This window comes from Microcystis ichthyoblabe FBCC-A1114, assembly GCF_050500245.1.
In the GTDB taxonomy this organism is placed as follows: Bacteria; Cyanobacteriota; Cyanobacteriia; order Cyanobacteriales; family Microcystaceae; genus Microcystis; species Microcystis ichthyoblabe_A.
The window spans coordinates 1,342,738-1,355,691 of sequence record NZ_CP191408.1 but is presented as its reverse complement, the minus strand read 5'-3'; the positions used below and the strand labels follow the sequence as shown (position 1 = coordinate 1,355,691).

At 45.6% G+C, this 12,954-nt stretch carries 13 protein-coding genes and 1 pseudogene; 6 read left to right on the top strand and 8 right to left on the bottom strand.

The window, feature by feature from the left end:
- Nucleotides 1–18: 18 nt before the first annotated feature.
- A complete protein-coding gene (locus ACQY1Y_RS06670; RefSeq protein ID WP_430014228.1) occupies nucleotides 19–876 on the bottom strand; it encodes a hypothetical protein in 858 nt (285 codons plus the stop codon).
- Between the two features lie 477 nt (nucleotides 877–1,353).
- Nucleotides 1,354–2,154, bottom strand: a complete 801-nt coding sequence (locus ACQY1Y_RS06665; protein ID WP_002753877.1) for a carbon dioxide-concentrating mechanism protein — start codon at nucleotides 2,152–2,154, stop codon at nucleotides 1,354–1,356.
- Between the two features lie 213 nt (nucleotides 2,155–2,367).
- On the opposite strand from ACQY1Y_RS06665, the gene ACQY1Y_RS06660 reads away from it, so the two are divergent.
- The 5 genes and pseudogenes from ACQY1Y_RS06660 (at nucleotide 2,368) to ACQY1Y_RS06640 (ending at nucleotide 6,103) form a co-directional block, all read left to right on the top strand.
- Complete coding sequence (locus tag ACQY1Y_RS06660) at nucleotides 2,368–3,447, top strand: RuBisCO accumulation factor 1 (protein WP_130756877.1); 1,080 nt, start codon at nucleotides 2,368–2,370, stop codon at nucleotides 3,445–3,447.
- 205 nt (nucleotides 3,448–3,652) lie between these two features.
- Nucleotides 3,653–4,690, top strand: coding sequence for a polysaccharide pyruvyl transferase CsaB (gene csaB, locus ACQY1Y_RS06655; RefSeq protein ID WP_430014227.1), 1,038 nt, complete (start codon nucleotides 3,653–3,655; stop codon nucleotides 4,688–4,690).
- A 235-nt stretch (nucleotides 4,691–4,925) separates the two neighbouring features.
- Nucleotides 4,926–5,231 (top strand): annotated as a pseudogene (locus ACQY1Y_RS06650) (IS30 family transposase); the annotation flags it as partial.
- Nucleotides 5,232–5,408: 177 nt separating this feature from the next.
- Nucleotides 5,409–5,639: a DUF3352 domain-containing protein gene (locus ACQY1Y_RS06645; RefSeq protein ID WP_238142312.1), complete on the top strand. Its 231-nt coding sequence runs from the start codon at nucleotides 5,409–5,411 to the stop codon at nucleotides 5,637–5,639.
- 146 nt (nucleotides 5,640–5,785) lie between these two features.
- On the top strand, nucleotides 5,786–6,103 hold the full coding sequence (locus ACQY1Y_RS06640; RefSeq protein ID WP_002732025.1) for a 2Fe-2S iron-sulfur cluster-binding protein: 318 nt from the start codon (nucleotides 5,786–5,788) through the stop codon (nucleotides 6,101–6,103).
- An 83-nt stretch (nucleotides 6,104–6,186) separates the two neighbouring features.
- On the opposite strand, the gene pyrG is transcribed toward ACQY1Y_RS06640, so the two are convergent.
- Nucleotides 6,187–7,827, bottom strand: coding sequence for a glutamine hydrolyzing CTP synthase (pyrG, locus tag ACQY1Y_RS06635; RefSeq protein ID WP_430014226.1), 1,641 nt, complete (start codon nucleotides 7,825–7,827; stop codon nucleotides 6,187–6,189).
- 240 nt (nucleotides 7,828–8,067) lie between these two features.
- Between pyrG and ACQY1Y_RS06630 the strand changes: the two genes are divergently transcribed.
- Complete coding sequence (locus ACQY1Y_RS06630; RefSeq protein WP_130758547.1) at nucleotides 8,068–8,421, top strand: hypothetical protein; 354 nt, start codon at nucleotides 8,068–8,070, stop codon at nucleotides 8,419–8,421.
- A gap of 54 nt (nucleotides 8,422–8,475) precedes the next feature.
- Here ACQY1Y_RS06630 and ACQY1Y_RS06625 read toward each other — a convergent pair whose 3' ends face one another.
- Genes ACQY1Y_RS06625 through ACQY1Y_RS06605 form a run of 5 tightly spaced genes read right to left on the bottom strand, consistent with a single transcriptional unit; the run spans nucleotide 8,476 to nucleotide 12,909 of the window.
- Entirely contained in the window at nucleotides 8,476–9,246 is a 771-nt protein-coding gene (locus tag ACQY1Y_RS06625) for an ABC transporter permease (protein ID WP_430014225.1), read from the bottom strand.
- Between the two features lie 12 nt (nucleotides 9,247–9,258).
- Nucleotides 9,259–10,467 (bottom strand): ABC transporter substrate-binding protein, encoded by a 1,209-nt coding sequence (locus tag ACQY1Y_RS06620; RefSeq protein ID WP_430014224.1) that lies wholly within the window; start codon nucleotides 10,465–10,467, stop codon nucleotides 9,259–9,261.
- A 4-nt stretch (nucleotides 10,468–10,471) separates the two neighbouring features.
- Nucleotides 10,472–11,254 carry an ABC transporter ATP-binding protein gene (locus ACQY1Y_RS06615; protein ID WP_288138629.1) on the bottom strand — a complete coding sequence of 261 codons (783 nt, stop codon included), beginning with the start codon at nucleotides 11,252–11,254 and terminating at the stop codon, nucleotides 10,472–10,474.
- Entirely contained in the window at nucleotides 11,251–12,366 is a 1,116-nt protein-coding gene (locus tag ACQY1Y_RS06610; protein ID WP_430014223.1) for an acyl-CoA dehydrogenase family protein, read from the bottom strand. Before ACQY1Y_RS06610 ends, ACQY1Y_RS06615 begins: the two co-directional genes overlap by 4 nt.
- Nucleotides 12,367–12,378: 12 nt before the next feature.
- A complete protein-coding gene (locus ACQY1Y_RS06605; protein ID WP_002753852.1) occupies nucleotides 12,379–12,909 on the bottom strand; it encodes a DUF4242 domain-containing protein in 531 nt (176 codons plus the stop codon).
- Nucleotides 12,910–12,954: the final 45 nt, after the last annotated feature.

Here is a 12,954-nt window from a genome sequence, read left to right as displayed (position 1 = left end):
CTAATTTTAGACACGATATTATGACTCATTACCATATGATTCATGCTCAGTCTCAAGTATTGCTATTCGTAGTCGAATATTCTTTGAGAACTTATTGAAATACTGAATTATTTTTAGAAATCCCAAGTTGCCGGTAGAACTTGTTTCTACAAAGTTTACAAACTTCTGAGGCACTGCAACAAGATCCTCTTCGGAAGAAGTTCCAACTGTTATACTCTGCCACTCCACCAACTTCAAAACATTGCGAAGAACTCCTTCTATACCGCCAATTTGGGCTCTTAAATCATCAATAAGTTTCTCATACTCCTGATTATCTTCGTCATCGCTATCGTGTTTTTGCCTTACAGACTTTATTGCATCCTGCTCAAATTCTAGTGTCTTAACAATCTTTTCACCCGCCATCTGAGATTCATTAAGTGCAAACAATACCTCTTCAAAGAGGCTTCGCCGGATTTTCCATTGCCCATCATATTTGTCAAAAATAAAAGCTATGCTCAGTCTTCGAAGTTGTAGCCTAATATTTTGATATAAAGTCAAAACTATTGTATAAATTTCTTGCAGACGCTTAATCCTTCGTTCTAATAGCGCTTTTGCTGCCTTCTTACGTGCGATTTCTTCCTCTTTTGATCGCTGAATTCGTGTATATGCAAGTGCAAACCCTCCTACCGCAACAGTGCCCAATAAAAAAGGGAAAAGCTTGTCATAAGTATCTTTTCTCAGCACAAACGGGGTAGTTTTGGGATTGTCATTATTAACATATATAAAAGATAGGAGCATCGCTGAACAAAGAGCTACAACCGAAAAGATCAAGATACCTAAATCAAGCAACTTTGTATGCCGTATATGCGTCGTTTGGCTTAGTGAATTTCGTTTCATTCTTTATTAGTATTAAGGGTGAATTTGTTTAACAAAGAAAGCTTAAACGAGGTACGAATAATGCTAGAAATTTCATGCCTAACCTCGCAATTACGTCATAAAGACGAAAACTTTCCGTATAACACTCTCCAGACTAACGATATGGGTCAACTTTCGGCATATCACCTCATTTAGGCGTGATCGCTAGAAGTTTCCGTATATCACGCCCAAAAGCGTGTTAGCCAGATTAGCATATTGTCAAAAACCTTGTTTAACTAAATTTCTGACAACTAGGCTGATTCTAGCGACGATTATTTGATCTGACCGCACCCCTTAACAAAAATTTATAATTATTCGATTCGTTTAACTGTCGGGGGACTCTGTAAAGATTTTTTACCTGGAAATCCACACCCACCAACAAACTTTTTGCCGCAAACCCTAATTCAACCTTTTGCTCCTGTACTTTTAGCAGCACAGGAGCAAAGCTGAAAATAAAAATTAATAATTGTCCTCATCGGTGATAACTTCCACGGGAATCACTTCTTCTAACACTTTTTCCTGCATTTCTTGGCGACGAATTGGTATTTTGGTTTTTTCCAATTCTGGTAAAGCGACCAATTCCCGTTGTTTTTCCCGGACAGTATTGGGTAACAACATCGGTAAAGGTTCGGGAGTTTCTAACCAGTAGCTGGCCACCGGTAAAGTATGTTCTAAATCTTCCAATAAACGGGGAATAATCATCACCGCGTGCAGTTCACCGATTTTCTCTGCTTCCCGCATTCCCGCATCAATGGCCACGGCCACATTAGCGACGGAACCCCGGATAATGGCCGTACACAAACCATCCCCAATTGTTTCGTAGGAAGCTAACTGCACATCGGCCGATTTTAACATGGCATCGGCTGCCCCCACCATAGCGGGAAAACCCCTGGTTTCCAAGAGACCGATCGACATATTGCTCAGTTTGCTGAAACCCCGTTGACTTTGGGCAATTTCGGCTAAACGGCTACCAATTGGGAAAATTACCTCTAAATTGGGCATCGGTCGGGGAATAACCGATTTAGATACCAATTGTCCGAACTGTGCGGCGGTTTTTGCCCCTTCTTCCACTGCTAACCGCACATCGGCAATATTACCACGCACGATCGCCGTACAGTGACCACCGCCAATTTTTTCGTAACCCACGAGGGTAACTTCTGCCGATTTTAGCATCATATCCGCCGTCCCGACGATCGCCGGAAAGCTGAGGGTAGAGACTAAACCCAAGGCACTATCTTTGGGGTGACGCTTGGTTTTCATCGTCCTTTGACCGGGGTTAGTTGTGGACGAGGGGGGAATGCTTCCATTAACTCTTAATCTAGACATTGAAGATAAACTTGCCCTAACAGGTACGAAGGGGGTGATTGTCAGCTATCCTGTTATTATCTAGTCTATCCTGTTAACCTTAATTGCTATTGAAGATTTTTGAGGGATTAGATAAATTTTAGTTATTGTAGCTTGATCAAGTTGTCTATGACAGAACAGCCTCGCAGTACAGATGATCGAATCAGCGAAACGGAAGCGACCGAATTAATGCGCTCGCTGCTTCATAAGGAAGGAAATTGGGTGAATTGGGGGCAAAAATGTCAAAAACTGCAAAAAGCTGGCTACGATTCCCAGTTAATTTTTGAACAAACCGGGTTTCAAAATGCCCAACAAAATTTAATTATTGTCGCTGCCCAAGTTTTTGAGAGTTTAATCAAAGCAGGAGCAGATGAAGATTTATTAAGTTACTACGTCGGGCCGCGCAGTGATGTGCTATACGAATTACGGATTCTCAACCAAGAACAAAGATTGGGGGCAGCGAAATTAGCGGCAGAAAAAAGGATTGAAGTGGCTGAAGCACACGATATCGCCAAGGCTATCCAGGATTTTTCCCGTTTATCCCAGATTCCCAGTGAATTTACCCGTCATCCTGGAGATGCGATCGCTTATCAGTGTTGGAAACGGGGCAAACAAAAGCGAGATTTAGCCGAAAGAGCGAAATTAATCGCTAAAGGTTTGAAATTTGCCCATTCTGACTCGGCCAGACAGGCGATCGAGTCCTTACTACAAGATTTTACCGTTACTCCCACCCGTAGCGCTCCCCTGCTACCCGTCCATCGTTTACAGGATGAGGACGAATTAGCCAGAATTATTCCTTTAGTGGGAAGATTTCCGGTGACGGTAACTGATATAAAACACACAGAAAGTTTGAGCGTCGAGGAACCTTTTCGACTGGTAACGGTGGGGGATAAACAAACAATTGTGCCTCTCCCCGGTTGGCAAGCAATTCTAAAGGCGATCGATCCTGTAGCTATTTTATGGCCTAGCGATCAATTACCTCGATCGATTGCCACTAGGTCTGAGGAAGTGTTATTAGTAATCGATCGAGTTTTGGCCGAATGGGACGTGAACAATTATTATCTAGTGGAGAGGGATAATTCTGTCTCTTTACAATGGTTTGATAGTTCCCCCGATGTCACCATACTAGGTGAATTGATCTTGATTTTAAGAGCCAAAAATATCCTCGATGAAAACAACATCACCGAACCCTGGCAAATGGACGACTAAATCAGTGATCAGTGATCAGTAACCAGTGATCAGGTTTAAGATATTAGTTATGAGTGGGAATAAGAAAATAGATATAGCAGTTTTCATCAGAATGAGGTATGAGCAAGGAGCTTAAACCCTTTGTTGGCAAAACTTGTCGATACCTCAGTAACGTGAAAAGCACTATAAACTGATAACTGATAACTGATAACTGATAACTGAATATATGCGTGCAGTAATTTGTGGATATTATGGGAGAGGAAACGGAGGAGATGAGGCATTATTAGTGTCTCTATTGCAGATGTTACCCTCAGAAATTAAACCTATTGTTTTGTCAAATAATCCCAAAGAAACCAGTCAACGTTATGGGGTGGAAACCTGTCCTAGTCGGGATTGGTGGCAAGTTTTTCAAACTCTTAAAAAAGCCGATATATTTATCTGGGGTGGTGGCAGTTTAATGCAGGATGTCACCAGTTTTGCCAGTCCAATTTATTACGGTGGTTTAATGGCTCTTGCTCAATTATTGGGCTTAAAAACTATTGCTTGGGGGCAGGGAATTGGACCATTAAATAGACCTTTTACCCGTTGGTTAACCAAAAAAGTCTTAAAACAATGTAGTTTAGTTACTGTGCGCGATGATATATCGGCTCATTTAGTGGCTGATTGGGGTATTAGTCCCATTGTTGCCCCCGATCCAGTATGGGCTTTAGAAGCTCAATCAGTCAAGGGGTTATCGGATTTACCCGCCCCAAGAATCGCCGTCAATTTACGTCCCCATCCCCTATTAACCCCAGCAAAATTAGATAAATTAACCCAAGCTTTAATTCATTTGCAAACCAGTACGGGGGCTTTTATTCTCTTAGTCCCTTTTCAAAAGTCGCGGGATTTGCCTCTCTGTGAAGCTGTAGCACGTCAATTAAGGGAAAATTATCAAATCATTAGCTTAGAGGATCCAAGACAGTTAAAAGGCTTATTTCGCGGGGTAGAAATGGTGATCGGAATGCGCTTTCATAGTTTAATTATGGCCGCAGCAGAAGATTGTCGTTGTTTTGCCCTTAGTTATGATCCGAAAGTGTCGCGATTAATTGCCGAAGTACCGATGCAGGGTTGGGAATTAGATCAGTTACCAGAAACAGTTAATGATATTAGTAATGCTTGGATTAATTTTTATGCCAATGGAGAGGGATTAACCAGCGATCGCAAACATTTTTTAATCGATCGAGCTTTAATTCATCGAGAAATTTTATCTAGATTGGTGAGCTAATTTTTATGTCGAGTGCTATTACCGAAGCGATCACGACTTCACGACTATTGCCCTGGGTGAGACAAGATTTGGCTCTACCGAACCTGTCATGTAAAACTATCAACAACTTATGCTTGTAAAGCTTGTACACTAAGGCTTTGAATTTTTGTTAGATTGATATTTATCAACTTTAGAGCATTGCTGTGCAGAGAGGGAGCTTGAGGAATTTTCTACAGTGTAAGTTCGGAAGAACCGAAAAAGAAAGAGTCGAAATGGAGCAAAAAGTAAGCGTGGAGAGATTCCAGGGCGTGTAGATATCAGCGAGCGACCAGCAATTGCTGACCAGAAAACCGAAATCGGTCATTGGGAAAGTGACACAATGATTGGAGGCAATCATCTAGGAGTTCTCGTTACATATATGGACAAAGCCTCGAAATTTTTAGTAGCAGGATTAGCCAAAAACAAAACCGCATCGGAAATCAATAGAGTCACAGAAAAACTTTTCCAAGAGATTCACCCTGACAAAAGAAAAACCTTTACTTGTGACAAGGTTAAAGAATTTTGGCTCTCCCAGGTTTGGTGGGTAAAATGTATTCTAAGATACATTCCTCCTAGCGAGGGGGTGGAACGAACCACAAAGACACAAAGGACACAAAGATCGATCGATCATAATGTAAGTTAAACTTATCACACAGAACCTAGAAGAGCCTCTCTAGCTTGATTTTCTCACCTTGAGTGTGTGACTGCTCACCTCTTTGTAATAAACCTACACCTGTCAGAACGGGTGATGGGGGTAGAGGTGGACAGTGCGATCGCTCATTTGGATGAGTTAGCCCGCAGTCGCGGCTATAATGTGGTTAAAAGGATGACAGCTTGGACAAAGTTAATCACGGCAGTCCCGGGAGGAAAAGCGCAACTAGAGACGCTCGTGACGGGAGTACATACCAGGGTCGATAATTTTTGCTTATAGAATCGTGAAATGCTTACTAGGCAACACTTTTAGGACTATTTTTGGAAAAAAACTATCAGTATAGACCTCGTTTCCACACAGAAACCAGAAGAGCCCCCAATCTAGAATGATAAAATAGGTGAAGTTCAAAGCATCATTCATTAGCTATGACCACAACCCACAAAGTAGAAATTTCTCATTTAGGAAAAATACAAACGATCGAAGTTAGGGAAGATCAAACTATACTACAAGCGGCCTACGATGCGGGGATTGACTTACCCAGTTCTTGCAATGCGGGCGTATGTACTACCTGCGCCGCTCAACTTTCCCAGGGTAGCGTCGAACAAGGTGAGGGCATGGGATTATCCCCTGACCTGCAAAAAGAGGGCTATGCTTTGTTATGTGTGGCCTATCCTCGCTCCGATATTAAACTGGAATCTGGCAAGGAAGAAGTAGTTTATCAACGTCAATTCGGGAAACCCTAGGCCAGACTGGGGTTAAGATGACAAATTTTCGGGGGTTTCCCCCCAAAAAAAACAAATTTTGAGCCAATAAAACCCAGCAAACCCTAACTAATAGCTGAATGCTGACTACTAAGGGAGAACTTTTCCTCTCTACCTTTGAGGGCCGCTTTCATGAAACCAGAAAAGAGAGGATGAGCTTTATTGGGACGAGAGCGAAATTCGGGATGAAATTGGGTAGCAATAAAGAAAGGATGTTTTGGTAGTTCGATAATTTCCACCAAACGACCATCGGGAGAAGTGCCACTCACCAGATAACCAGTCTCAAAAAAGAGACTACGATAGGCATTATTGAACTCGTAACGGTGACGATGGCGCTCATAGATAACCTCTTGACCGTAGAGGGAGAAAGCCAGACTATCGGGATTTAAACGGCAGGGATAGAGACCTAAGCGCATTGTTCCCCCTAAATCTACCACATCCGCCTGTTCTGGCAGTAAATTAATCACTGGATTCGGTGTATCCTCTTCAAATTCGGAACTATTGGCCCTTTCTAATCGGGCCACATTGCGACCCCATTCGATAATCGAACACTGCATCCCTAAACAGAGACCCAAGAAAGGAATATTATTGACCCTAGCATACTCGATCGCCTTAATTTTGCCATCCACACCCCTAATACCAAAACCACCTGGTACAACAATACCGTCAACACCACTTAAATGAGCTTCGGCCGAATCGTTATCCACATCTTCAGCACTTACCCAACGCAATTCTATCTCGCTATTAAGGGCAATAGCAGCGTGTTTGAGGGCCTCCACCACCGAGAGATAAGCATCCCCCAACTGCACATATTTACCAACGATAGCTATCTCTAATTTTTGACCGGGGGATTGCATCTGTCGGATGAGATTTTCCCACTCCTCCAGATGGGGGTATCGGGGACCCAGGTTTAATAATTCTAGGGTTTGTTGCGCTAATCCCTCTTTTTCCAGATTGAGAGGCACTTCATAGATACTGCTGGCATCCTGAGCAGTAATCACCGATTCTACCGGCACATCACAGAAAGCTGAGAGTTTTTCTTTTAACCCCGGTTGTAGGGGTAGATGACAACGACAGACTAACACATCCGGTTGAATACCGATCGATCTTAATTCCTTGACCGAGTGTTGCGTCGGTTTCGTTTTCATCTCCTTGGCCGCCGGAATCCAAGGAATTAGGGTAACGTGCATATAAACCACGTTATTTCGACCTACATCCTTCCTAAATTGCCTAATTGCTTCTAAAAAAGGCAAAGATTCGATGTCTCCCACCGTACCACCAATTTCTGTGATGACAATATCGGGGTTGGTATCTTTGGCCACCCGGAGAATCCTTTCCTTGATTTCGTTGGTAATATGGGGGATTACCTGCACCGTTCCCCCCATATAAGCACCACGGCGCTCTTTATTCAATACCGCTTGATAAATCGAGCCGGTAGTCACACTATTGAGACGGGAGAGTTCCGTATCGGTAAAACGTTCGTAGTGGCCAAGGTCGAGGTCGGTTTCGGCCCCATCATCGGTGACAAATACCTCTCCGTGTTGAAAAGGACTCATTGTACCCGGATCCACGTTGATATAGGGGTCTAATTTCAGAATTGAGACGGAATAATCCCGACTTTTCAACAATCTTCCCAAACTAGCGGCGACAATTCCTTTCCCAATACTGGAGACGACTCCCCCGGTGACAAAGACAAATTTACTCATAAAATTTTTCCTGCGATCAATTATACCTAGCAAGGGGTGAGAGTTTTCGGGATGGGGCGGTGTCATTTTCCCAGATTTCATTATAACCGGAGGATCTATACCCCGATCCTCGTTTTAGCTCCCTCTCGAAAATCTATGGCACCACAACTTCATCCCTCTTTAGTCACCTTCATCCCGATCATGTAAATTTTCCGCTACAATCGAGAGTACTAAGACTCAGGCAATTGTAAAGTAATATTAATGGTAGATTTTAATACCCTCGCTGAATTTTCCCGCAACTATTGCGTCTCGATTTGTGCCTTTTTAGTACCCGCTAACTTAGTAACCACCCTTTTAACGGTTCTTTTTCTCTATTTCGGTCGTCCTACCCGTCAAATCTTCCCCATTGCTTCCCTAGCTTTGTTGTTCGCCCTCACCATGTTTCTCCACGTCGCCACTTGGTTAATGATTGGTGTGGTTATGGCCCCCACTTTTATCCTCTTTGGACTGGGTTTAACCTGTTTTGTGATCAATCTTCAAGCCATCAGCGATCGCCAAAGTTTGGAACAGTTATTACATACTGGGGTTAGTCGTCTGGCCCGCTCTTTCAACTAAGGAAAAGCGCCAAGACTTCCCACTTCCCACTTCCCCCATAGTTGAACCAATAGGCTAATCTTGATGCGTCCAAGAGCGATGAGCCAGACGCAAACCCCAATCGAGCAGATAACCAATCGCACCAATAACGAGAATCACTGCCATCAACTCTGAATAGGCGAGTCGATCGCGTGTATCGAGAATATAATAACCCAAACCCGCACTAACCCCCAGCATTTCCGCCGGGACAAGAACGATCCAGATAATACCTATAGCCAAACGGAAACCAGTTAAGAGATGGGAGAGGATCGCAGGCAGAATAATCTGGAAAACCGTTTCCCCTCGCGTAGCACAGAGACTGTGGGCTAAAGTCAACCAAGAGCGATCAACCGCATTAACCCCAGCAGCCGTATTGAGAAGGATCGGCCAGATGGCCGCCACCGTCAGCAAAAAATACACCGGTAGATCACCAATTCCCAAAACCATCACCGCTAAAGGCATCCAAGAAAGGGGCGAGATCATGCGTAGAAATTGAAATACAGCCGACAAAGCCGATTCAAGGGAGCGATACAACCCGATTAATACCCCCAAAGGCACACCGATGGCACTAGCGAGAACCAAGCCCACAATAACCCGGCGGCAACTGGTGAGGATATGGGGCATAATCTCCCCCCCAACAAAAAGCTGTAATAAAGCGACAAAAGATCGCTCAGGGGAAAAATCATTTAAAATCGGGTTTGAGTGCCATAGAGGACTGGTAAATAGCCACCAGAGCAATAATCCAAAACCGATACCCCATAAGGGTAGTAAAGCTCTTGGCGGGGAGGTCAAAGATTGTGACTTCATAGGTTCAGACCTTTAAAATTTGATCGTCTCGATGCGGGAGAGATTATTCGGTAAGCCGAAAGCTTTCGGTCCGCCCACCTGTTGCAAGGCATTACGGACAAAAGAGTCATCCACGAGATCCCGCGCCACCTGTCGGGGTTGCAGTTTTTGGAGAAAATCCGTATTTCCTTCCACCTGAGTGGTTTTGAGCAAGCGTACCAGTTCCGACCTATAGGAAGGGAAAGGATAGGGCTGGAAATCGATCCGGTTGACCTGCCAAGCTGGATTCTCGATCGCCCCGTCTTTCTTATAGAAATTGCGATCGTAGTAAGTAAGCGCCCGTTGCAATACTGGCAGCGGGTGAGGCGTATATTTTCCACCATCTTTAGAGAGAATCCGGGCCACTTCCGAGCGATTGCTCCGGGACCAGAGTTGAGCTTTAACGAGGGCGTTTACCACCCTCTGCGTCCATTGTTTCCGTTGCCTAATATCCTCCTCGTGAACAAAGACGACGCAACAGGCGTGATTCTTCCAGACATCGCCGGTGAAACGGAGAACCCTACCGGTTTTGAGATTTTCCGCCGCCGCGTTGAAAGGTTCAGCCACGATATAACCGCCGATGCTCTTATTGGCGAGGGCTGATACCATATCCGGGGGCGGGAGAACCACTAGATTAACCTCGTTAGAAGCGATCGGCGCGTCCTTGGCTTTGCGAACTATTTTCAGCCCGTTACGTTGTAAGAGTTGTTGCAAGACCAAATTATGAATCGAATACCAGAAAGGAACCGCGATCGTTTTACCTCCCAATTCCCTGGGATTTTCAATATCGGGAAGGACGGTGAGGGCTGAACCGTTGGTATGGTTCCAAGCGACGATTTTAGCGGGGAAATTGCGCCCGTAACGAATCCAGATCGAGGTGGGAAAAAGAACATGAATAACGTTCACCTGCCGAGCGAGAAAGGCTTCAACAATCTGCGCCCAAGAACGGAATAGGCGCGGTTGTTCGGCAGTTAAACCTTCCGCTTGATAAAGTTTTCGCGAGTGGGCCACCAATAGGGGGGCGGCATCCGTAATCGGTAGATAACCGATTTTCACAGGCTGATCTTTGGCATTGGCGTGAACGGGGAGATTCCAATTATCGGCGGCGATCGCTGCCCCGAAGGAACTGGTAAACAGTGCCGAAAGTTTCAGGAAATCTCGACGGCTCATGCCGCAACAAGCACAATTATCGTGTAGGTTCATGGATTTACAGTGTCATGACAAGGGCTAATTCTTGAAAAATTGACTGGCGTAGATCACTCAAAAGCTTGGCTGACTCGAAACGGGGTTTCGGCATCGAGATGGTCCATTCTCGGCGGATGCCCACCGGATGACGGCCCATGAGAAGAACTCGATCGGCCACTAATAGGGCTTCGTCGATGTCGTGGGTAACGAGGAGAACCGTGCTGTTATAGAGAGCTATGACTTCTAGGAGGAGTTTTTGCATCTCGAAACGGGTGATCGCGTCGAGGGCGCTAAACGGCTCATCCAGGAGGAGGAGAGAGGGGCGGCGGGCGAGGACGCGGGCTAGAGAAACTCTCTGAGCCATACCGCCCGATAGTTGATGAGGATAGGCACGCTCGAAGCCCTCTAGTTTGACGCTTTTAACGGCGGTGTGAACCCTTTCGCGCAATTGCTGATGATCGAGGCGGGGCATCCGCTTTAATTTCAAACCAAAAGCCACGTTTTGCCAAACGGTTAACCAAGGTAAAAGGGCGGGGGATTGAAAGACGATCGAGCTGCGGATGTCTGGGGCTTGTAGGGGTCGTGAGTGCAATTGTATTTCTCCGCCATCGGCACTTTGCAAACCAGCGGCGGTAGCAAGGAGGGTAGATTTACCACAACCACTGGCCCCAAGCAAACAAACTACCTCACCGGAGCGCACCTGTAGGTTAATATCCTCAAAAACGGTACGGTAGCCATGGCGGGTTTTATAGCGTTTATGGAGATTTTTGAGGGTGAGGACGGGGTAATCCGTGGCGATACTCATTGCCTCACCCCCGCTCGCTCGAGTTCGCCAGGGAGAATTTTATCGGTAGCGGACTGACGTTGTAACTCTCTTTCCAGTTGAATCAGGCTCGGAGTTAACACAGGTAAAAAGGCGACCTCGCGCAGCCGTCGGGCCGTGTCGCTATTACGAAAATAGCCTTTTCCTCCCTTAATTTCCGCTTCTAACCCTACGGATTCCACCGCTAACCGGGTAATGTCCACTCTGAGGGTGAATAGTTGGCGTGTTCGTCCGAGATCGAAGCTTTCTAGGGTGCTGAATTGCTCGATTGTCTTTTCTAGACGAGTCAGACGCTCCCGGGCGAAGAAATAACGATCGCTGGCTACCGCTGCCTTTCCCCCTAAACTTTTCTCTGTCTCCCCAAGGGATTTACGCGTAATGCCAAGGGCCAGTCCGCATTGTAACAGCAAGAAACAGGGGCGGACTGAGGGTAAAAATTTTGCTGCTTCCAAGCTGATAATCCAGTCGTGAGATAACTGAACTCGATCGAATTCAAGGGTACTGGTCCGGGAAGCCTGTAAACCCAATAATTGTAGGTCTTCACCCCGTTTTAACCCCTCTGCGAAGGAGGGAAGGGCGAGGATAAGAGTTTCTCCCGATGTAGTTTGAGCGGCAACGGCCACTATAAATTCTCCCTTAGAGTCGAGGTTAGAGGCCCAGGGCAGGAAGCCATTAACAGTGACGTTTTCTCCCTCGATTTTTGCCTGTAAACGCAGCTCCTCGATACCGCCGAGGTACTTCATGGCGTTGGAGAGTCCTGTGGCTCCGGCTATCTCTCCCTTGAGAACAGCAGGTAGAATTTTGTTTTGTAGATAAGTGTTATTACTGGCGGCCAGATATTGAATGAAGACGCGCTGACACCAGAAAACAAAACCGGTGGTCAGGCAGCATTGGGACACAGAGGAGATCGCCTCTACTGCCTGTAATAAGGAGCCACCCCGGCCTCCTAAGCTTTCAGGTATAGCATAGCCGAACCAGCCCGATTCTCCTAGCTTGGTTAGGGCCCAACCGACGTTGAGATTAGCTGTACCGTTGTTGAGGTCAGTGGCTCTTTCTTCCAGAAAAGAAAGAATTTCGGAGCCTCGATCGAGCATAATTGTTCTCTCCTAGGGGTGAATATTTTCAATCGAGGTCAAACTATCTATAGGTGCGCCGACCACTTCTCTGGCTCTTTTTACCGCCGCTTCATCGGGACTATCGTAGAAACAGAGACATTTACTCAAGTCTTCGCAAACATAGGTCCGCTCGAAACTGACTTCCGGCACTTGAGCATAAAGGGGGGTTTTCTCCGCTTTTCGTTGCAGGTAAGTTTCCATGGTTAGCCCCGGGGGTAAGTTCCACTGTACTAGATAGTTGGCTTTGTCTTTGCGCTCTCGCACAGTGGCTAAGTCCTGCCCAATCAAGCGCATTTCCTTGATTAGTTGCCAACTGAGCCCAGCGTTTTCTAGTACTTGTTCGAGGGAGGCGCGATCAATCGCTTTGATAATCAGGAATAACCGCCCCTCTGTTTCACCGATTAGGGCTTCGATTAACTCTCCCTGGGATTTTGATGCGACTGTGGCAATGCGCTCCAATATCTCGCTCACCTCTTCTTTTGTCCTTTCTTGTCGATCATCCTCTACTAGATATAGAGTCATAATTCATCTGAAATACATTTACGATACATTTGAGTTTACTGCCTT

Excerpts from the sequence above, each read along its gene's own strand:
- ACQY1Y_RS06670 (WP_430014228.1), bottom strand. The coding sequence starts at position 876 with ATGAAACGAAATTCACTAAGCCAAACGACGCATATACGGCATACAAAG.
- ACQY1Y_RS06665 (WP_002753877.1), bottom strand. The coding sequence starts at position 2,154 with ATGAAAACCAAGCGTCACCCCAAAGATAGTGCCTTGGGTTTAGTCTCT.
- ACQY1Y_RS06660 (WP_130756877.1), top strand. The coding sequence starts at position 2,368 with ATGACAGAACAGCCTCGCAGTACAGATGATCGAATCAGCGAAACGGAA.
- csaB (WP_430014227.1), top strand. The coding sequence starts at position 3,653 with ATGCGTGCAGTAATTTGTGGATATTATGGGAGAGGAAACGGAGGAGAT.
- ACQY1Y_RS06640 (WP_002732025.1), top strand. The coding sequence starts at position 5,786 with ATGACCACAACCCACAAAGTAGAAATTTCTCATTTAGGAAAAATACAA.
- pyrG (WP_430014226.1), bottom strand. The coding sequence starts at position 7,827 with ATGAGTAAATTTGTCTTTGTCACCGGGGGAGTCGTCTCCAGTATTGGG.
- ACQY1Y_RS06630 (WP_130758547.1), top strand. The coding sequence starts at position 8,068 with ATGGTAGATTTTAATACCCTCGCTGAATTTTCCCGCAACTATTGCGTC.
- ACQY1Y_RS06625 (WP_430014225.1), bottom strand. The coding sequence starts at position 9,246 with ATGAAGTCACAATCTTTGACCTCCCCGCCAAGAGCTTTACTACCCTTA.
- ACQY1Y_RS06620 (WP_430014224.1), bottom strand. The coding sequence starts at position 10,467 with ATGAACCTACACGATAATTGTGCTTGTTGCGGCATGAGCCGTCGAGAT.
- ACQY1Y_RS06615 (WP_288138629.1), bottom strand. The coding sequence starts at position 11,254 with ATGAGTATCGCCACGGATTACCCCGTCCTCACCCTCAAAAATCTCCAT.
- ACQY1Y_RS06610 (WP_430014223.1), bottom strand. The coding sequence starts at position 12,366 with ATGCTCGATCGAGGCTCCGAAATTCTTTCTTTTCTGGAAGAAAGAGCC.
- ACQY1Y_RS06605 (WP_002753852.1), bottom strand. The coding sequence starts at position 12,909 with ATGACTCTATATCTAGTAGAGGATGATCGACAAGAAAGGACAAAAGAA.